The following is an 18,169-nucleotide window of genomic DNA, read 5'->3' on the forward strand; positions in this document are numbered from 1 at the left end:
CTGTCTTTGATAGCGTTCAATCTGAATCGGGTTGAACGCAATCGGCCCTACAGATTCTTGTCGCTGGCGTCTGCCTGCCCCGCCACCCAATAGCCCGAGGCCTTCATCCAGGCCTTGTGGTGGCCGCGGTCAAGGAAATGGTCGCGCAGGGCCCGCGCCACCCCGGCCTCGGCCGCGATCCAGACAAAGGTGCCGGGGATCATCTCGACCTCGGCCAGCCGAGCCAGCACGGGAACCGGGTCGGTGGCAGAGTCGCGGTGAACCCAGATCGCCCGATGGTCGGCCTCAGTGTCGAACACCTGCTCGTCCGCCGCCGAGGGCACGGCAACCAGGCTCGTGACCCGGGCGCCCGCGGGCAGTTCCTCGATCCGCCGGGCAATGGCGGGCAACGCCGTCTCATCGCCGACCAGCACCCAGTGGACGATCGGCCCGCCAATGACCTGCGACCCGCGCGGCCCGCCGATCTCGGCAATATCGCCCGGTTTCACCGACAGAGCCCACAGCGTCGCCGGGCCTGCATCATGCAGCGCGAAGTCCAGCCACAGCCGCCCCGCCGCCGCATCATGGCGGCGCGGCGTATAGTCCCGCATTGCGGCTCCGCCCGTGCCGTCCGGCACAAAGATCTTGATGTGATCGTCGGGCGACAACGAGGTAAAGCCCTCAAGCTCGTCTCCCTGCAGCACCAGCCGCAGCATCGCGGGCGAAAGGCGCTCAACCGCCGCCACGGTCAGGCGGCGGCGGCGGGTTTCCAGGCGGTGACGTTCGATGACGGGAAGTTCGGTCATGTTCCTGCTTTCGGTTGTGGTCTGGCGCAGAGCTTGACCGGTGGAAGCGAGCCGCGCGATGCGCTCAGCTCAGGTATTTCTGGAACCAGGCAAGCGTCCTGTCCCAGGCAAGGGTAGCTGCGGCCTCGTCATAACGCGGCGTCGTGTCGTTGTGGAAGCCGTGGTTCACGCCGGGGTAGACGAAGGCTTCATAAGTCTTGCCGTTCTCTTTCAGCGCCGCCTCATAGGCCGGCCAGCCTTCGTTGATCCGCGTGTCCAGCTCGGCATAGTGCAGCAGGATCGGCGCCTGGATGCGCGGCACATCCGCCGCCGCGGGCTGGCGGCCATAGAAGGGCACGGCCAGCGCCAGTTCAGGATAGGCCACCGCCGCAGCATTGGCCACGCCGCCGCCATAGCAGAAGCCGATGATCCCGACCTTGCCGTTGGTGTCCTCGTGGGTCATCAGGAACTCGACCGCGGCGAAGAAATCGTTCATCAGCTTTGTCGAATCCACGCTGGCCTGCAACTCGCGGCCCTTCTCGTCGTCGCCCGGATAGCCGCCGACCGAGCTCAGCCCGTCCGGCGCCAGCGCAATGTAACCCGCCTTGGCCACACGCCGCGCCACGTCCTGGATATAGGGGTTCAGCCCGCGGTTCTCATGCACCACCACCACGGCGCCCAGCTTGCCCGTGGCGCCAGCGGGCTTCACCAGATAGCCCTTCACTTCGCCATGGCCGTTGGGCGAGGGATAGGTGATCCTCTCCGCAACGATCCCGGCATCGTCCGGGGCCACCTGCTGCGCCAGCGCATAATCCGGCGACATCGCCGACAGGATCGCCATGGCGGTCATGCCCCCCACCGCGAACTTGCCCGCGCGGTCCAGGAACTCGCGCTTGGTGATGCGGCCGTGGGCGTAGAAATCGTAAAGCTCCAGAAGTTCGGCAGGGAAGTCCTTGGCGGTCAACCGGGTCATCTCGCGCTCCTCTTGGCGGCGTTTCCGACTCAATGATACGCCGTAGACTCGTCTTTCCGTCGCCATTGCCGCTCACGAAACCGCGAGCCATCCGTCCTACTCCGGCATCAGCCCCCGCAACTCGTACAGAAGCTCCAGCGCCTCGCGCGGGGTCAGCTCGTCCGGATGCACCCCCTTCAGCCGCGCTTCCACCTCCGAGGGCCGCGCCGCCTTGACCGCTACAGGCGGCGCTGCGGGGGCCACGCGGAACAACGGCAGGTCGTCCACCAGGGCCGAGGGCCGTGCCCCCCCCTGACGCTCGCCCGATTCCAGCGCCTCCAGCACCACGCGCGCCCGCTCGATCACCGCCATGGGCAGCCCCGCCAGCCGCGCCACCTGAACGCCATAGCTGCGGTCGGCCGCCCCTTTGCGCACCTCGTGCAGGAAGATGACCTCGCCTTCCCACTCCTTCACCGCGACGGTCGCGTTTTCCACGCCATCCAGCTTGCCGGCCAGCGCCGTCATCTCGTGGTAATGCGTGGCGAACAGCGCCCGGCAGCGGTTCACCCCGTGCAAGTGCTCCAGCACGGCCCAGGCGATCGACAGCCCGTCATAGGTCGCCGTTCCCCGCCCGATCTCGTCCAGGATCACCAGCGCCCGGTCATCCGCCTGGTTCAGGATCGCCGCCGTCTCCACCATCTCCACCATGAAGGTGGACCGCCCCCGCGCCAGATCGTCCGAAGCGCCGACCCGGCTGAACAGCTGGCTCACCAGCCCCACCCGTGCCCGCGAGGCCGGCACGAAGGACCCCGATTGCGCCAGCAGCGCAATCAGCGCGTTCTGCCGCAGGAAGGTGGATTTCCCCGCCATGTTCGGCCCGGTCAACAGCCAGATCGCCGGCGTCTCTCCCGGCGTGAGCGCGCAGTCGTTGGCCACGAACGGCCCCGCCCCCTGCCGCCGCAAGGCCCGCTCCACCACCGGATGCCGCCCGCCCGCCACGTCAAAGGCGCGGCTCTCGTCCACCACCGGCTCCACCCAGCCCTCGGCCGCGGCCAGATCGGCCAGCGCCGCCGTCACATCCACCTCGGCCAGCGCCCGTGCCGCCGCGCCCACCGCGCCCGCCCGCTCCAGCACCGCCGCGCGAAGCGTCTCAAACAGCCGCCGCTCGATCTCCAACGCATGGTTGCCTGCGTTCAGGATGCGCGTCTCCAGCTCGGACAGCTTGACCGTGGTGAACCGCACCTGCCCCGCCGTGGTCTGGCGGTGGATGAAGGTCTCGGGCATCGACCGCATCTTGTCTTCATGCGTCGCCGTGACCTCGATGAAATACCCCAGCACATTGTTGTGCTTGATCTTCAGGCTGGCGATCGCGGTCAGCTCGACGAACTCGCCCTGCATCCGCGCAATCACGCCCCGCCCCTCGTCGCGCAGGGCCCGCGTCTCGTCCAGCTCGGCGTCATAGCCCGCCGCGATGAACCCACCATCCCGCGCCAGCAAGGGCGGCTCCGCCACCAGCGCCGCATCCAGCAGCGCCACCAACGCGTCATGCCCGACCAGCGCCGCCGCCGCCTCGTCCAGCACGGCCACGCTACCCGCCACCTCCGCCGCGATCCGCCCGGCCTGCTCCAACCCCGCCCGCACCGCCGCCAGGTCGCGCGGCCCCCCGCGCTCCAGCGCCAGCCGTGACAACGCCCGGTCCATGTCCGGCACCCGCCGCAACCCATCGCGCAACCGCTCGCGCAGCCCCGGCGCCTCCACCAGCGACCGCACCGCCTCCAGCCTGCCCCGGATCACCCCGAGGTCGCGCGACGGCGCCGCAAGCCGCCGCTCCAGCAGTCGTGCCCCCCCGGCCGTCACCGTCCGGTCCACCGCGGCCAGAAGCGAGCCGTCGCGCCCGCCCGACATGCCCTGAACGATCTCCAGGTTCCGCCGCGTCGCCGCGTCGATCTGCATCGCGCCAAGCGCAGATTCCTTCACCGGCGCGCGCAACAGGGGCAGCCGCCCGCGCTGCGTCAGCTCCAGGTAATCCACCAACGCGCCCATGGCCGACAGCTCGGCCCGCTCGAAGCTGCCGAACGCCTCCAGCGTCCCCACGCCCCACAGCGCACACAGCCGCTTATCGGCACCCGAGGAATCGAAGCTCCCCCGCGACAGCGTCGTCATCGCTGCGCCCGCCTCGGCCACCACCCCATCCAGCGCCCGCTCATGCGCCTCCGAAACCAGAACCTCGCGCGGTGCCAGCCGGGCCAGTTCCGGCCCCAGGCGCACCAGCGGGCAGGGCATCACCCGCATCTCGCCGGTGGAGATGTCCGCCCAGGCCAGCGCCGCCCCCTCGCGCACCTCGGCCCATGCCGCCAGGTAATTGTGCCGCCGCGCCTCCAGCAGGGCGTCCTCGGTCAGCGTGCCGGGCGTGACCAGCCGCACCACCTCGCGCCGCACCACCGATTTCGACCCACGCTTCTTCGCCTCGGCCGGGTCTTCCATCTGCTCGGCGATGGCGACACGAAAGCCCTTGCGGATCAGCGTCAGCAAATAGCCCTCCGCCGCATGGATCGGCACGCCGCACATCTGGATCGGCTCGCCAAGATGCGTGCCCCGCTTCGTCAGCGCGATGTCCAGCGCCTCCGAGGCCAGCACGGCATCGTCAAAGAACATCTCGTAGAAATCGCCCATCCGGTAGAACAGCAGCGCATCGGGATGCTCTGCCTTGATCTCCAGATACTGCGCCATCATCGGCGTGACGGCCAAGATGCTGTGGTCTTCGCTCATGTCCCAAGAATGAAGCCGAACGCAGGGCGCCGCAAGCGCCGCCGCGCGACTTGACCGCGCCGCCGCGCGCCGCTAGCCAACGGCCATGGCACCGTTCCGGCACCTTCGCGGCATCCCGCAGCTTCGCGGCCTCACCCTGGCCGCGATGGTCGCCGTGCTGGCGCTCGGCTCGCTCCTGCCGCGCGCCGCCATGCCCTATGTTGCGGCCGACGGCAGCCTTGTTCTCGTGCTCTGCACCGGAGATGGCCCGGTGCAGATGGTGCTGGACCCTGCCACCGGCGAAACCCGGCCCGTGCCGCAGGACAACCCGCATGGCACCTGCGACTGGGCCAGCGCTCAGCCGCTTTGGGCCGAGGCGCAGCCGCTCCTCCTGCCCGATCCGCTGTGGCAGCTTGCCACCACCCTTGAACTGCCTCCGCCCGCTTCCGGCGCGCCGGCAGAGCAGGTCATCGCCCCCTCTGCCCGCGGCCCCCCGTCCTTCGCCTGATTTCTCCCTTTCCCGAAATCAGCAGAGGTCATCATGGATACCGTCCAACCGAAGGCTGCCGCCAAGGCGCAGCTCAACCGTCACTATTTTACCGCCTGGCGCTGGCACTTCTATGCCGGGCTTTACGTCATTCCCTTCCTCATGATGCTGGCCGTCACCGGCCTCATCATGCTCTGGGTCAGCGCCACCACCGAACTGAACGGCGAGCGCGGCTATGTCACCGTCACCGGCGCCCCGATGGCCGTCTCGGCACTCCAGGCCGCCGCCGAAGCCGCAATCCCCGGCGGCACCGCCAGCCAGTATATCGAGCCGATGGCCCCCGACCGCGTGGCCGTGTTCAAGGTCGATGCCGGCGATGCCTCCACCACCGTGGTCATCGACCCCTACACCGGCACCGTCGTCGAAACCTTCCCCTGGCGCGCCGGCTGGTACGATTTCGCAACCGACATCCACGGCACCCTTCTGCTTGGCAATTTCGGCGACCGGCTGATCGAAACCGCCGCGAGCCTCGGCGTGCTGCTGGTCGTTACCGGCATCTACCTGCACTGGCCGCGCAACGGTTCGGGCAACCCCTTCACGCCCCGCCTTGCCGCAAAGGGCCGGGCGCTGTGGAAGTCGCTGCATGGCGTGGTCGGCTGGTGGGCCTCGATCGTCATGCTGGTGTTCTTCATCTCCGGCCTGTCCTGGGCCGGCATCTGGGGCGACAAGTTCGTGCAGGCCTGGTCCACCTTTCCGGCCGAGAAATGGGATGCCGTGCCGCTCTCGGACAAGACCCATGCCGACATGAACCACGGCGCGGCGAAAGAGGTGCCCTGGGCGCTGGAAAAGACGCCGATGCCGGAATCCGGCTCGCTCGCCGGCCAGCCCGCGGTCGCCATGCCCGTCACCTTCGACGGCATCGCGGATTTCGCCCGCGCGCTTGGCTTCAATGGCCGGTTCCAGGTCAACATGCCCTCGGGGGCCGAAGGCGTCTGGACCATCAGCCACGACTCCATGTCGAATGACGGCCCGGACCCCTGGGGCGACCGCACGCTCCATATCGACCAGTACACCGGCAACGTGCTGGCCGACGTGCGCTATGCCGACTACTCCGCTTACGCCAAGATGATGGCCTGGGGCATTGCCTTCCACGAAGGCGACATGGGCGTCTGGAACCTCGCGCTGAACACGCTGTTCTGCCTGTCGATGATCTTCCTGCCCGTCTCCGGCCTTGTGCTCTGGTGGAAACGCCGCCCCGAAGGCGCCTCGCGCCTGGGCGCGCCGCCCCGCCCGCAGGACATGACTCTGTGGAAGGGCGCTCTGGTCATCGTTCTGGCTGTGGGCGTGATGTTCCCGCTGGCAGGCCTCGCCATGCTCGCCGTGATCGCGCTCGACGCCCTCGTCCTGCGCTTCATGCCGGGCCTGCGCCGCGCGCTGAACTGACGGAAGGGGGAGGGGAGTCGCTCTCCGGCTCCCTTCCCCGATGTCTCCATGGGCCGGGCTTCGGCTCCTTCAGCCGCCGTTGACCAGGCGCCTGACCGCGGCCGGATCTGTCTCGATCATTCGGATCAGCAGCCGGTTGCCGTGGTCGGGGACCTTCTTGCCAAGCTCCCAACCCTGTACGGTCTTCTTGTTCAGGTTGTAGTCCCGCGCAAACTCGTCCTGAGACAGGCGAAGCCGGGCACGCAGGTCCTTCACGCGCGCGGCGAAATGCGCCTTCAGATCACGGTCGATGGCGCTGCGGATGACAACGGAGATGCCCGCCGCCTCCAGGTCGCTGGCAAGCCGGTCCGCATCTTCCACCGTCGGCAGCGAAACCACGGCATCGCCCGATTCCAGCGCCTTTTCGATCGCGCGCTTGGCCCGCAGCAGTGTCGCGCCGCGCCGGGCGAGCGCCAAGGTCGCCTCAACCACATCCGGCGCAATGCGGCCAGGTCTCAGAACCACCTCTTCAGGGGAACCGGAATTCACGCGGGATATGGCCTGGACGCGCCCCTGTCGTGCGAGCCGCTCCACGAACGATGATCCAGTCATAACCGGTGTCCTCCAAGATGCGCGCCGCGATCACTGCCATCACCCGCCGCGTCAGGGCGCCTGCGCCCACCGGCGAAGTCGAGATGTGAACGCGATCCACGACAAGGCCGCCGTCCCTGTCCTCAAGCTCGCCCATCACGATGATCGTTGCCCCCGGCAGGTCGATCACCAGTGTGGCGACCAGACCTTCCGAACCGTCATCCAGCAGGCGGTAGTCCACGTCATGTTTCTGCAGAATTCATACTCCAGTGGCGTATGAAAATCAAGTTGCCCATGGTGCCGCGACCCCATGCCCGTCCGGCACGGACCCGGCGTCCCTGTGGGATACAATCCGCTCTAGCGGCCAATCCTTAACCGCCCATGAATCGGATTGCGCAACCCATTGAAATATATGGGGCGCGCCAAGCGTCCGAGCTCGGACGCCTAGCCCCGCCGGAAAGCGCCCCCCAGGGCGATCCCGGCAAACAGGGCCGCTGCGGCCGCAATGATCGAGGGCCCTGCCGGGGTGTCCCAGGTCAAGGACCCCCAAAGCCCCGCCCCCACGGCAACCGCCCCCACGGCCGAGGCCAGCAGGGCCATCGCCTCCGGCGTCCGCGCCACCCCCCGCGCCGCCGCCGCCGGAATGATCAGCAGGGCCGCAATCAGCAGGGCCCCCACGATCTTCAACGCCACCGCCACCACCAGCGCCAGCGCCAGGGTCAGCACCAGCCGCTCCCGGTCGGGCCTTATGCCCGAGGCATGGGCCAGGTCTTCGCTCAGGGTCGCGGTCAGAAGCGCCGGCCAGCGCCAGACCATCAGCGCCACCACCAGGGCGGACCCGCCCCAGATGAACGCCAGGTCCATCCGGCTCACCGCGAGGATATCCCCGAACAGCCAGGCTGACAGGTCGGTGCGGACCCCCGGCAGGAAGGACACCGCCACCAGCCCCACCGCCAGCGCCGAATGGGCCAGCACTCCAAGGGTGGTGTCCATCGCCCAGCCCTTCGCGGCCAGGGTCGACACCGTCACCGCCATGGCCAGCGCCACGACCAGCACGCCCAGGCCCACCGGCAGCTCTGTGGCCAGCGCCAGCGCCACCCCCAGGATCGCGGCATGGGCTGTCGCATCCCCGAAATAGGCCATCCGCCGCCAGACCACGAAACTGCCAAGGGGCCCCGTCGCCAGCACCAGCCCCACCCCGGCCAGCACGGCCCGCACCAGAAAATCGTCAAGCATGGTGGTGCTCGTGCTCATGGGCATGGGGCAGGTGGTCGTCGCCCTCATGGCTGTGGTCGTGCTCGTGCCGGTACAGCGCCAGCGCCCCCCTGGTGCCCAGCCCGAACAGCGCCCGATACTCCGGCGCCGACGAGACAACCCGAGGCGTTCCCTCGCAGCAGATATGGTGGTTCAGGCAGATCACCCGGTCGCTGGCGGCCATCACGACATGCAGGTCATGGCTGACCATCAGCACGGCCACCCCGGTTTCCGCCCGTACCTCCTCGATCAGCCGGTAGAATGCCGCCTCGCCCGGCTGGTCCAGCCCCTGCGTCGGCTCGTCCAGAATCAGCACCTGCGGGTCCGACAACAGCGCCCGCGCCAGCAAGACCCGCTGGAACTGGCCGCCCGACAGCGCCGCCATCTGCCGCTGCCCGACCTCTGGCACACCCACGCGCCTCAGCGCCGCCGCGGCCCGGTCGTCGGGGACGCGCGCCGGCAGCGAAAGGAACCGCCGCACCGTCATCGGCAACGACGGGTCGATGGCCAGCCGCTGCGGCACGTAGCCGATGCGCAGGTCCGGCGCCCGCGTGACCTCGCCCGAGGAGACGGGCAGGATCCCCAGAAGTGCCCGCAGCAGCGTGGACTTGCCCGAGCCGTTCGGGCCAAGGATCGTAACGATCTCGCCCGGCTCCACCGCCAGCGAGACGCCCTTCAGAACCTCTTCTCCGCCCAGCCTGACCGTCAGGCCGCGTGCCCCGATCAGGCTCATGCCGCGGCCTCCCGGCAGGCGGGGCACAGGCCAAGCGCCTCGACCGTGGAGCGTTCCACGACAAAGCCTGCGCCGGCCGCCGCCTCTTCAAGTGCGGTCCGCACCGAAGCCCCGGCGGCTTCGGCCACCATGTCGCAGGATCGGCAGATCAGGAACACCGGGGCGTGCGCCTCACCGGGGTGCATGCAGGCGCAAAAGGCGTTCAGGCGACGGATTCGGTGCGCAAGCCCATGCTCTTCAAGGAAATCCAGCGCGCGATAGGCCACCGGCGGCTGGTTGCCGAAGCCTTCCGCCGCCAACCGATTCAACACGTCATAGGCGCCAAGCGCCCGATGTTCTTCCAGCAGGATTTCCAGCACACGGCGGCGTACCGGCGTCAGGCGAGCGCCCTGAGCGGCCAGCATCGTCTCGGCCTGGGCAAGCACGTCGGCGGTGCAATGCGCGTGATCGTGATGGGCGAAGGCCCGCTCGGCCGGATCGTCGGTTGACATGTTATACTGTAACCCCTATGCCCAGCCCAAACCCCGGAGCGATGCGATGCGTTATATCATATCTCTGGCTATTGCCAGCACCCTTGCCCTTCCCGTCGCGGCCGAAGTGCCGGTGGTCGTCACCGACATCCAGCCGGTTCATTCGCTGGTGTCGATGGTCATGGGCGACCTTGGCACGCCCGAGCTTCTGCTGCCCAAGGGGGGAGACGAGCATTCCTACCAGTTGAAACCCAGCCAGGCCGCCGCGCTTGGGCAGGCGGGGCTGGTGGTCTGGATCGGGCCGGAACTGACGCCCTGGCTGGACCGGGCGCTGGATGCGCTGTCCGCCGGGCCGGCGCAACTGGTGCTGCTGGATGCGCCGGGCACGGTGACGCGGCAGTTTCCGGAGGGTGCCGATCACGACCATGAGGAAGGCGCCGAAGAGGGGCATGACCACGATCATGACGAAGCGGCAGCCGGCGAGGAGGAGCACCACCACCACGATGGCACCGATCCCCATGCCTGGCTTGACCCGCAGAACGCGGTGCTTTGGCTGGACCTGATCGCCGGCGAACTGTCGCGCCTCGACCCGGCCAATGCCGAGACCTATGCCGCCAATGCTGCGGCGGCCGAGGCAGAGATCGGGGCGCTGGATGTCCGGCTGACCACCCAGCTTGGCGCCATTGCCGACCGGCCGTTCATCGCCTTCCACGACGCCTATGGCTACTACGTCGCCCATTACGGCCTGACGCTCGAGGGGACCGTGGCGCTTGGCGATGCCTCGGCGCCCGGTGCGGCGCGGCTGGCCGAGATTCGCGACCTGGCCGAGCATGGCGCGGTCTGCATCTTTCCCGAGGTGCAGCATGACCCGAAGATGGTGGAAACCATCGTTGCCGATACCGGTGTGAAGCAGGGCGGCGCGCTGGACCCCACGGGATCGTCGATGGAACCGGGGCCGGACCTGTACCCGGCGGTGCTGTCCACGATGGCCGACACGCTGGTGGCCTGCCTGAAGCCCTGAGCCCGGCTTGACCTTGCCGCATGGCCCGGCCACCAAGGGCCGGACCAAGAGGTGACGCATGGGCATTGAGGTTTTCGGCACGACCGACAGCGGGATCGACGTGCAAGCCGTCACCCTTTCGGCGGGCGACCTGACGGTGCGGGTGCTGACCCTGGGGGCGATCCTGCAATCGGTGCGGCTGGCAAGCGTGGCGCATGATCTGACGCTTGGGTCCGACCGGCTGGCCGATTACATCGGCCCGATGCGCAGCCACGGCTCGTTGATCGGGCCGGTGGTGAACCGCTTCACCAATGCCCAGGCGCCCATCGGCGGCAATATGCACCGGTTCGAGGCCAATCTTCTGGGCCAGCACACCCAGCATTCCGGGGCCTGCTGCACGCGGGCAAAGCACTGGACCATCGTTTCGGCGGACGAAGCCCAAGTCACCCTGGCGGTGGATCTTTCCCGCGGGGAAGGTGGCTTTCCCGGCAACCGTCATGTGACCTGCCGTTTTTTGGTAGAGGCGCCCGCCAGCCTGCGGATGGAAGTGACGACCACCACTGACGAGTTGACGCTGGTGAACTTTGCCAACCATTCCTACTGGAACCTGGACGGCACCCCCAACTGGGCCGGCCATTCCCTGCGGGTCGCCGCCGACCGGCGCCTGCCGACCACCGATTTCTTCGCACCCACCGGCGAGATCGCCGATGTGGCGGGCACCCCCTGGGACCTGCGCGAGGCTCGTGAAATTGCCCCCGGCGAGCCGCCCTTCGACACGAACTTCTGCCTGTCCGAGACCCGCACCGACCTGCGGGACGTGCTGTGGCTGAAGGGCCGCGGCGGGGTGACGATGACCGTGGCCACCACCGAGCCGGGCATCCAGGTTTATGATGCCCGCAGCGCCGCGCGCCCCGGCGGGCCATTCTATGAAGGCATCGCCATCGAGGCCCAGAACTGGCCCGACGCGCCGAACCATGCCGGATTTCCGTCCATCGAGGTCGGACCCGAGGCGCCTTGCATCCAGGTTACCGAATGGCGGTTTGCTAACGCTTGACTAACCTTCGACGCCGCCGACACCCGCAGCGCGGAACCATTTCACGATCTGGGCCCGTTCCTCGGGTTCGATGTAGCTGACATTGGCGGGCGGCATGGCATGGGTGATGCCGGCCTGCAGGTAGATGCGCCGTGCCTCGGTGGCGATTTCTTCGGGCGTTTCCAGCCGCACGTCCTTGGGTGGCCAGTACATGCCTTCCCAGCCCGGCTCGGCCGCGTGGCACATGGAACAGCGGCCCTGCACGATGCCCACGACGTCATCGAAACCGGGGGCGGCGGCATAGACCAGCGCCTCGGGCGACAGTTGCGCCTGCCCCTCCACCTCGGGCTCGGCCCGCATTGGGGCGGTGGAGAGCCAGGCGCAGACCAGGAACAGAAGCACGGTGACGGCCCAGGTCCAGTGCGGGTTGCCCTTGCGCGCATGCTGGGTGTTGAACCAGTGCCGGATCGTCACGCCCATCAGGAAGACGAGGCTGGCGATGATCCAGTTGTATTCGGTGGCAAAGACCAGCGGGTAGTGGTTCGACAGCATCAGGAACAGCACGGGCAGTGTCAGGTAGTTGTTGTGGGTGCTGCGCTGCTTGGCGATCTTGCCGTATTTCGGGTCGGGCTTGCGGCCAGCCTTCAGATCCTCGACCACGATCTTCTGGTTCGGGATGATGATCATGAACACGTTGGCCGACATGATCGTGGCGGTGAAGGCGCCCAGATGCAGCAGGGCCGCGCGGCCGGTGAAGACCTGGGTATAGCCCCAGGCCATGGCCACCAGCACGACAAACAGCGCCACCATCACGACGGTCTGGTTGGCATTCACGAAGGTCTTGCAGATCTGGTTGTAGGCCAGCCAGCCGAAGGCCAGCGAGGCGAGCGAGATCAGGATGGCCTGCCAGACCTTGATGTCGGCCACGCTTGGATCGACCAGATACAGGTCCGCGCCAAGGTAGTAGACCAGAACGAGCATGGTGAAGCCTGACAGCCAGGTGGCATAGCTTTCCCATTTGAACCAGGTCAGGTGGTCGGGCATCGAGGCCGGGGCGACCAGGTATTTCTGGATATGGTAGAACCCGCCGCCGTGGACCTGCCATTCCTCGCCATCGGCGCCGCTGGCCAGATTGCGGTCGCGGTACAGGCCAAGATCCAGCGCGATGAAGTAGAAGGACGACCCGATCCAGGCGATGGCGGTGATCACATGCGTCCAGCGTGCCGCGATTTCCACCCATTCCCAAAGCACGGCCCAGTCGTACATCGCGGCTCTCCTTCTGACGGGGCAAGGCTATACCGGGGGTGATTGATCTGTTAATCCGGTAAATGCCGGATCACTTTCAAACAGCCCCGGAAGATCGCAGCGCGCGCCCATGTCTTACGTGAACAACATCAAGATGTTCGTGCGTGTCTATGAATTGGGCAGCATGAGTGCGGCGGCGCGCGACCAGCGCACTTCGCCCGCCGTGGCATCGGCCCGGATCTCGGAACTGGAAAAGCACCTGGGCGTGCGCCTGTTCAACCGCACCACCCGCACTCTGCAGCCCACCGAGAACGGGCGGCTGTTCTATGACGGCGCGCGCCGCATCCTGGAATCCATCGACGAGGCCGAGGCCGCGGTGATGGATGTGACGCAGAACCCGCGTGGCACGGTCTTCGTGGCGGCGCCGCTTGGCATCGGGCGGCGGCTGATTGCGCCGGCGGTTCCGGCCTTCAAGGACGACTGGCCGCAGATCGACCTGCGATTGCGGCTGTCCGACCGCATCATCGACCTGGCGGCCGAGGGTCTGGACATGGCCTTTCATCTGGGGCTTCTGGAGGACTCGGCGTTGAAGGTGCGCCATGTCGCCGATTGCGCCCGGGTGCTGTGCGCCGCGCCGTCCTACATCGCGCAGCGCGGGATGCCCGAGGATGGGGCGGCGCTGGTGAGCGGGCGGCACGATTGCCTGAACCTGCGCTTTCCCGGCGCGCGCGAATTCCAGTGGACGCTGGCCACCCCGGACGGGCCGCGCCGGTTCGACATCACCGGTCCCTTCGAATCCGATGACGGCGATGTGCTGACCGGATGGGCGCTGGACGGGCGCGGCATCGTGATGAAACCGCTGTTCGAGGTGGCCGAGCATCTGGCAACCGGCGCGCTGGTGCCGGTGGCCACCGCCACGCCGCCCTTGCCGACCCAGCTTTCGGTGCTGACCCCGCACCGGCGGCTGAAGGACCCCAAGGTGCGGCTCTTCACCGAATTCGTCATTCCGCGCATCCGCGCCGAGATGGCCGCCCGTTTGGCCATCCTGCCCGCCTGATGGCCGCGACGCTGCGCGACCGGCTGGAGGTGCAGGCGCGGGCCGAGGGCTTCGTGGCCATGGGGATCTGCGCCCCTGACGCCATTCCGCGGGCGCCCGAACGGCTGGCGCGCTGGCTGGAGGCCGGGCGGCACGGTCAGATGGCCTGGATGGCCGAGCGCACCCATTGGCGGGCCGACCCCGCCGCGCTGTGGCCCGAGGCGCGAAGCGTCATCATGCTGGCCGAAAGCTATGCGCCCGAGGCCGATCCGCTGGCCATACTGGACCGGCCGGACCGGGCGGCGGTGTCGGTCTATGCGCAGGGCAAGGATTACCACGACCTGGTGAAGCGGCGGCTGAAGCGCCTGGGCCGCTGGTTGATCGACGAGGCCCGGCGAGAGGGCGAGGCGGCAGGGATCAAGGTCTTTGTCGATACCGCCCCGGTGATGGAAAAGCCGCTGGCCCAGGCGGCGGGGCTGGGCTGGCAGGGCAGGCACACCAACCTGTTGTCGCGGCAGTTCGGCAACTGGGTGTTCCTGGGCGCGATCTTCACGACGCTGGACCTGCCGAAGGATGCGCCCGAGGTTCAACATTGCGGCAGCTGCACCGCCTGCCTGGACATCTGCCCCACCCGCGCCTTCCCCGCGCCCTTCCAGCTGGATGCCCGGCGCTGCATCTCTTACCTGACGATCGAACATCACGGGCCGGTGGACCCCGATCTGCGGGCGCTGATGGGCAACCGCATCTATGGCTGCGACGATTGCCTGGCGGTCTGCCCCTGGAACAAGTTCGCGGTGGCGGCGAGCGACATCGGATATGCCGCGCGGGACCCGCAGGCGCCGGCCCTGGCGGAATTGGCCGGGCTGGACGATGCCGCCTTCCGCGCACGCTTTGCCGGGTCACCCGTCAAGCGCATCGGGCGCAACCGGTTCGTGCGCAACGTGCTTTATGCCATTGGCAACTCCGGCCTGCCCGCCCTGGCCGATGCGGCCCGTCCCCTGCTGGACGACCCCGATCCCGTGGTGGCCGAGGCGGCGGGTTGGGCGCTGAGGCGGCTTGCCGCCGAAGTCTGACCCCGCTTTCGGCGGATCGTGCCAATGCAGCATAACCGGATGCTTCGCATCGAGGCGATTCGCTGCCATGCTGGGGGCCCAACCGAGAGGAGGCCATGATGTCCCGTCACCTCGCCGACCATCGCAGCCCGCCCAGGGGCACGCGCGCGAAGGAGTTCCTGCGGATCGAACGGGAGGAGCTGGGGCGGCTGTGGCAGCAGCTGTTCCGCCGCCCGGTGCCGGTGCCTGTGACCGGCCGCCGCACGGCCGAGTTCTGCCGCATCGACCGCGGCCGCAGCGCCTGAGGCGTTAACCAGGTCTTCACCAAGGCGGGGCAGGCTGGCGGCATGAGCCAGAACTCCGCCTTCCGCGAAGCCGCCCTTCCCCTTTTCCCCGCCGGGGACGAGGATGAGGCCGAAGCCGCGCCGCTGCCCGACCGGCTGCCATCGTACATCAAGGACCACCGCGCCCGGCTGCGTGCCCGCTTCATGGAGGGTGGGGCGCAGGCGATGCCGGACTACGAACTGCTGGAGCTTCTCTTGTTCCGCACCATCCCCCGGCAGGATGTCAAACCGCTGGCGCGCCTGCTGCTGGACACGTTCGGCGACCTGAACCGGGTGGTCACCGCCAGCCCCGCGCGCCTGTCCGCGGTCAAGGGCGTGGGCGAGGCGGTGGTGCAGGACCTCAAGATCCTGGAAGCCGTGGCGCAGCGCATGATGCGGGCGCGGGTCATGCACCGGCCGGTGCTGTCGTCCTGGGATGCGCTTCTGGACTATTGCCACACCGCCATGGCGCACCGGGAAACCGAACAGTTCCGCATCCTGTTCCTGGACCGCAAGAACGTGCTGATCGCAGACGAGGAACAGGCGAAGGGCACGGTGGATCATGTCCCCGTCTATCCGCGCGAGGTGGTGAAACGCGCGCTGGAGCTGAACGCCAGCGCGCTGATCCTGGTCCACAATCACCCCTCAGGCGACCCCACGCCAAGCCAGGCCGACATCTCGATGACGCTGCAGGTGCAGGAGGCGGCGCAGGTTCTGGGCATCACGCTGCACGACCATCTGATCATCGGCAAATCGCGCGAGGTCAGCTTTCGCAGCCAGGGCTACTTCTGACCTTGCCGCCGCGCCGCCTGTTTGCGGCGCCGCTGTTCGGCCACCGCCAGCTTTTCCGCATCGGCCACGTCCAGCAGGTCGGGCGTCAGCACGACCTTGCGCGCATCGAACACCGCGGGCGCCACGAACCACCAGGAGGGGAACCTTGCATAAGGCTCGTCGGATAGCTCGGCGGTCACGTTCAGCGTCACGCCAAGCTGCGCCACGAAATCGTTGACCGCCCAGACGACCAGCGGCCAGTCCGCCAGCGAATAGTCGTCCCCCGCCATCACACCGCCCGGCTTCAGCTTGGGCAGCCAGTCCACCAGGGTGCGGCCGCCTTCTTCGCCGGTATGGGCGTAGCCGTCGACATAGATGAAATCGAAGAAGGCATCGGGAAACAGGTCCAGTGCCTGATCGAAGGTCATGCGCAACAGGCGGCAGGGTGACAGCAGGCCCACCGCGGCCAACGCCTTCTTGTATTCGCGCGTGTTGTGCAGGTCGCCGTAAACATCGACGCCGAAGTAGTGGTCGAACCGGCCCGAGGCCACCATGCGCGCGGCAAAGCCGCCCGCCGCCACGCCCAGTTCGATGCCGATGTTGCCCTGCGGCGGCAGGCAGTCGGCCACCGACCAGCGCGCCTTGCCGGGGTGAACCACCGGGACCACCGGCGCCATCCGGGCCACCGCCAGGGCGCGCAGGTCGTCCTTGTGGCTCACGGCACGTCTTCCCCGTCGGCGCCTTCGTTTAGCGCGGCCTTGGCCCAGTCGCCAAGCGCGGGCTTCACCCACAGCTCGACCCGCCGGTTCAGGTGCCGGCCCGGCCCCGTCTTGTCGCAGGCGAGCGGCATCGCCTCGCCAAAGGCAAAGACGATGGGCAGGCGGTCATCCGGCAGATCGGGCGCCGCCCCGATCAGGGCCGAGCGCACCATTTCGGCCCGCTGGCGTGACAGTTCCAGGTTGGCCTCTGACGCGCCTTCACCGTCGGAAAACCCCGCCAGCACCAGCACCTCGTCGCGGAACGCCCCCGCGCCAAGAAGTCGGGCAAGGTCCAGCACGTTTTCCTGGCTTTGCGCGTCAAGCTCGGTCGAGCCGTCCTGGAAGCGGAAGGTCAGCGACACCCGGTCGGCCCCCGCCATCACGCCGACCAGCCGCTGCAGGTCGGCCAGCGTGGTTTCCTCGCCCGCGCCCTCGATGGCATTGATCAGGCGGAACCCGTCGGCGGTCATCGGCTGGCGTTCGGGGCGGCGATCCACATAGCCGGCCTCGGCCACGGCGATCTGCGCCGCGGGCGTGCCCAGAAACTCCAGGAACTCGCGCGCCAGAAGCGGCAGGCGGTGGCGCGGGGTCACGAACAGGATGGGCAGCGACAGGGGGTAATCCTCGGCCTTCACCGCCAGACGCGAGGGCAGGAGGGGAAAGCCGCAGCTGTCGGTCATCGGCAAGAGCTTGGCCGGCTCGACCGCGACCCGCCCGGTCACCGCAATGGCCCAAGGGTCCGCCGCGACGGCCAGCGCCAGCGAGGCAAGGTCAGGATGCGTGATCGCGGCCTGCACCGGCCGGCCAAGCCGGGCGGTCAGGGCGCGGCTCAGGTCGGCTTCGGGCATCAGGGCGTGAAGCACCAAGGGCATGTCCGGCCCGCCGATCTGCGCCCAGTTGTCCACCTCGCCCGACAGCACCCGCGCCAGATCGGGGGTCGAGATCGCGGGCGTCGGGTTGTCGGGCGACACGATGGTGACCAGCGCATCCAGCGCCACCGCGCGGCTTGCCAGCCCCGGCTCTGGCCCGGCGGCCAGCACCAGTTCGGCCTCGCGCGCCTTCAGCGTGGCGCGGGCCATCTCGGCCGGCTGCGCCGCAAAGCTGACATCGGCCAGCACCTGCCCGCCCGTCCGGTCGATCAGCTGCGCCGAAAAGCCGGGGCCTTCCCCGCGCTGGAAGTCATAGCCGCGTACCCTCGCGAAGGCCTCGAACAGCGGCGGCACCAGCGCCGCCCCGGCATCGGCAACGCCCACCACGCGGATCGCTGCGCGCGGCGCCACAAGGTCGGGGCAGCCCGGCCCTTCGCAGATCACCCCTTCGGCATCCACCGTCAGGGGGCCGTAATCCGTGTCGATGCGGTAGAACTCGCCATCGAAGCTTTGCAGGATGCCGGCAATGGTCAGCCCACCATCGCGCGCGACCAGCGCCACGTCCTGCGCCACGGCCGGGCGCGCAAGCAAAAGCGCGGCGAAGACCGCCGCGCGCGCCAAAGCCCGCCAGATGCCGGCACCCATTATTGCCTGCCCACCC

The 18,169-nt window shown here is 68.3% G+C and carries 19 protein-coding genes; 8 read left to right on the forward strand and 11 right to left on the reverse strand.

Going from position 1 to position 18,169, the window contains the following annotated elements:
• Positions 1 to 47: 47 nt before the first annotated feature.
• From JO391_RS18340 to mutS, 3 genes are all read right to left on the reverse strand, one after another.
• On the reverse strand, positions 48 to 785 hold the full coding sequence (locus JO391_RS18340; protein WP_220661846.1) for a siderophore-interacting protein: 738 nt from the start codon (positions 783 to 785) through the stop codon (positions 48 to 50).
• Positions 786 to 849: 64 nt separating this feature from the next.
• Positions 850 to 1,737 (reverse strand): YghX family hydrolase, encoded by an 888-nt coding sequence (gene yghX / locus JO391_RS18345; RefSeq protein ID WP_220661847.1) that lies wholly within the window; start codon positions 1,735 to 1,737, stop codon positions 850 to 852.
• Positions 1,738 to 1,833: 96 nt separating this feature from the next.
• The gene (mutS, locus tag JO391_RS18350) at positions 1,834 to 4,485 is read right to left on the reverse strand and encodes a DNA mismatch repair protein MutS (RefSeq protein ID WP_220661848.1); all 2,652 of its coding nucleotides are present in this window, start codon (positions 4,483 to 4,485) and stop codon (positions 1,834 to 1,836) included.
• Between the two features lie 85 nt (positions 4,486 to 4,570).
• On the opposite strand from mutS, the gene JO391_RS18355 reads away from it, so the two are divergent.
• Both JO391_RS18355 and JO391_RS18360 read left to right on the forward strand, forming a co-directional pair.
• Positions 4,571 to 4,972, forward strand: coding sequence for a hypothetical protein (locus tag JO391_RS18355; protein ID WP_220661849.1), 402 nt, complete (start codon positions 4,571 to 4,573; stop codon positions 4,970 to 4,972).
• A 33-nt stretch (positions 4,973 to 5,005) separates the two neighbouring features.
• Positions 5,006 to 6,394 carry a PepSY-associated TM helix domain-containing protein gene (locus JO391_RS18360; RefSeq protein ID WP_220661850.1) on the forward strand — a complete coding sequence of 463 codons (1,389 nt, stop codon included), beginning with the start codon at positions 5,006 to 5,008 and terminating at the stop codon, positions 6,392 to 6,394.
• Between the two features lie 69 nt (positions 6,395 to 6,463).
• Here the strand turns inward: JO391_RS18360 and JO391_RS18365 are convergent, their stop codons facing one another.
• From JO391_RS18365 to JO391_RS18385, 5 genes are all read right to left on the reverse strand, one after another.
• A complete protein-coding gene (locus JO391_RS18365; RefSeq protein WP_220661851.1) occupies positions 6,464 to 6,850 on the reverse strand; it encodes a helix-turn-helix domain-containing protein in 387 nt (128 codons plus the stop codon).
• Between the two features lie 52 nt (positions 6,851 to 6,902).
• Positions 6,903 to 7,205 (reverse strand): hypothetical protein, encoded by a 303-nt coding sequence (locus tag JO391_RS18370; RefSeq protein WP_220661852.1) that lies wholly within the window; start codon positions 7,203 to 7,205, stop codon positions 6,903 to 6,905.
• A gap of 203 nt (positions 7,206 to 7,408) precedes the next feature.
• Positions 7,409 to 8,200: a metal ABC transporter permease gene (locus JO391_RS18375; RefSeq protein WP_220661853.1), complete on the reverse strand. Its 792-nt coding sequence runs from the start codon at positions 8,198 to 8,200 to the stop codon at positions 7,409 to 7,411.
• Positions 8,193 to 8,951, reverse strand: a complete 759-nt coding sequence (locus JO391_RS18380; RefSeq protein WP_220661854.1) for an ATP-binding cassette domain-containing protein — start codon at positions 8,949 to 8,951, stop codon at positions 8,193 to 8,195. The genes JO391_RS18375 and JO391_RS18380 overlap by 8 nt, the downstream gene beginning before the upstream one ends.
• Entirely contained in the window at positions 8,948 to 9,442 is a 495-nt protein-coding gene (locus JO391_RS18385) for a Fur family transcriptional regulator (protein ID WP_220661855.1), read from the reverse strand. The genes JO391_RS18380 and JO391_RS18385 overlap by 4 nt, the downstream gene beginning before the upstream one ends.
• 46 nt (positions 9,443 to 9,488) lie before the next feature.
• Here JO391_RS18385 and JO391_RS18390 point away from each other — a divergent pair, with 46 nt between their 5' ends.
• Positions 9,489 to 10,442, forward strand: coding sequence for a zinc ABC transporter substrate-binding protein (locus JO391_RS18390; RefSeq protein WP_220661856.1), 954 nt, complete (start codon positions 9,489 to 9,491; stop codon positions 10,440 to 10,442).
• Between the two features lie 58 nt (positions 10,443 to 10,500).
• Complete coding sequence (locus JO391_RS18395) at positions 10,501 to 11,475, forward strand: aldose epimerase family protein (RefSeq protein ID WP_220661857.1); 975 nt, start codon at positions 10,501 to 10,503, stop codon at positions 11,473 to 11,475.
• Here JO391_RS18395 and JO391_RS18400 read toward each other — a convergent pair whose 3' ends face one another.
• Positions 11,476 to 12,720: a urate hydroxylase PuuD gene (locus tag JO391_RS18400; RefSeq protein ID WP_220661858.1), complete on the reverse strand. Its 1,245-nt coding sequence runs from the start codon at positions 12,718 to 12,720 to the stop codon at positions 11,476 to 11,478.
• Positions 12,721 to 12,829: 109 nt separating this feature from the next.
• Here JO391_RS18400 and JO391_RS18405 point away from each other — a divergent pair, with 109 nt between their 5' ends.
• From JO391_RS18405 to radC, 4 genes are all read left to right on the forward strand, one after another.
• Positions 12,830 to 13,756, forward strand: coding sequence for a LysR family transcriptional regulator (locus tag JO391_RS18405; protein WP_220661859.1), 927 nt, complete (start codon positions 12,830 to 12,832; stop codon positions 13,754 to 13,756).
• Positions 13,756 to 14,808 carry a tRNA epoxyqueuosine(34) reductase QueG gene (queG, locus tag JO391_RS18410; protein WP_220661860.1) on the forward strand — a complete coding sequence of 351 codons (1,053 nt, stop codon included), beginning with the start codon at positions 13,756 to 13,758 and terminating at the stop codon, positions 14,806 to 14,808. The genes JO391_RS18405 and queG overlap by 1 nt, the downstream gene beginning before the upstream one ends.
• Before the next feature lie 95 nt (positions 14,809 to 14,903).
• On the forward strand, positions 14,904 to 15,092 hold the full coding sequence (locus JO391_RS18415) for a hypothetical protein (RefSeq protein ID WP_220661861.1): 189 nt from the start codon (positions 14,904 to 14,906) through the stop codon (positions 15,090 to 15,092).
• Positions 15,093 to 15,134: 42 nt separating this feature from the next.
• Positions 15,135 to 15,902, forward strand: coding sequence for a RadC family protein (gene radC, locus JO391_RS18420; protein WP_220661862.1), 768 nt, complete (start codon positions 15,135 to 15,137; stop codon positions 15,900 to 15,902).
• Here the strand turns inward: radC and JO391_RS18425 are convergent.
• Positions 15,893 to 16,600 (reverse strand): class I SAM-dependent methyltransferase, encoded by a 708-nt coding sequence (locus JO391_RS18425; RefSeq protein WP_220661863.1) that lies wholly within the window; start codon positions 16,598 to 16,600, stop codon positions 15,893 to 15,895. The two genes, radC and JO391_RS18425, sit on opposite strands and share 10 nt — an antisense overlap.
• The gene (locus JO391_RS18430) at positions 16,597 to 18,153 is read right to left on the reverse strand and encodes a phosphate ABC transporter substrate-binding/OmpA family protein (RefSeq protein ID WP_220661864.1); all 1,557 of its coding nucleotides are present in this window, start codon (positions 18,151 to 18,153) and stop codon (positions 16,597 to 16,599) included. The genes JO391_RS18425 and JO391_RS18430 overlap by 4 nt, the downstream gene beginning before the upstream one ends.
• Positions 18,154 to 18,169: the final 16 nt, after the last annotated feature.

The organism is Neotabrizicola shimadae, assembly GCF_019623905.1.
GTDB classification, from domain to species: domain Bacteria; phylum Pseudomonadota; class Alphaproteobacteria; order Rhodobacterales; family Rhodobacteraceae; genus Neotabrizicola; species Neotabrizicola shimadae.

Excerpts from the sequence above, each read along its gene's own strand:
- JO391_RS18380 (WP_220661854.1), bottom strand. The coding sequence starts at position 8,951 with ATGAGCCTGATCGGGGCACGCGGCCTGACGGTCAGGCTGGGCGGAGAA.
- JO391_RS18415 (WP_220661861.1), top strand. The coding sequence starts at position 14,904 with ATGATGTCCCGTCACCTCGCCGACCATCGCAGCCCGCCCAGGGGCACG.
- queG (WP_220661860.1), top strand. The coding sequence starts at position 13,756 with ATGGCCGCGACGCTGCGCGACCGGCTGGAGGTGCAGGCGCGGGCCGAG.
- JO391_RS18385 (WP_220661855.1), bottom strand. The coding sequence starts at position 9,442 with ATGTCAACCGACGATCCGGCCGAGCGGGCCTTCGCCCATCACGATCAC.
- JO391_RS18400 (WP_220661858.1), bottom strand. The coding sequence starts at position 12,720 with ATGTACGACTGGGCCGTGCTTTGGGAATGGGTGGAAATCGCGGCACGC.
- mutS (WP_220661848.1), bottom strand. The coding sequence starts at position 4,485 with ATGAGCGAAGACCACAGCATCTTGGCCGTCACGCCGATGATGGCGCAG.
- JO391_RS18360 (WP_220661850.1), top strand. The coding sequence starts at position 5,006 with ATGGATACCGTCCAACCGAAGGCTGCCGCCAAGGCGCAGCTCAACCGT.
- radC (WP_220661862.1), top strand. The coding sequence starts at position 15,135 with ATGAGCCAGAACTCCGCCTTCCGCGAAGCCGCCCTTCCCCTTTTCCCC.
- JO391_RS18375 (WP_220661853.1), bottom strand. The coding sequence starts at position 8,200 with ATGCTTGACGATTTTCTGGTGCGGGCCGTGCTGGCCGGGGTGGGGCTG.
- JO391_RS18430 (WP_220661864.1), bottom strand. The coding sequence starts at position 18,153 with ATGGGTGCCGGCATCTGGCGGGCTTTGGCGCGCGCGGCGGTCTTCGCC.
- JO391_RS18340 (WP_220661846.1), bottom strand. The coding sequence starts at position 785 with ATGACCGAACTTCCCGTCATCGAACGTCACCGCCTGGAAACCCGCCGC.
- yghX (WP_220661847.1), bottom strand. The coding sequence starts at position 1,737 with ATGACCCGGTTGACCGCCAAGGACTTCCCTGCCGAACTTCTGGAGCTT.
- JO391_RS18395 (WP_220661857.1), top strand. The coding sequence starts at position 10,501 with ATGGGCATTGAGGTTTTCGGCACGACCGACAGCGGGATCGACGTGCAA.
- JO391_RS18405 (WP_220661859.1), top strand. The coding sequence starts at position 12,830 with ATGTCTTACGTGAACAACATCAAGATGTTCGTGCGTGTCTATGAATTG.
- JO391_RS18390 (WP_220661856.1), top strand. The coding sequence starts at position 9,489 with ATGCGTTATATCATATCTCTGGCTATTGCCAGCACCCTTGCCCTTCCC.
- JO391_RS18355 (WP_220661849.1), top strand. The coding sequence starts at position 4,571 with ATGGCACCGTTCCGGCACCTTCGCGGCATCCCGCAGCTTCGCGGCCTC.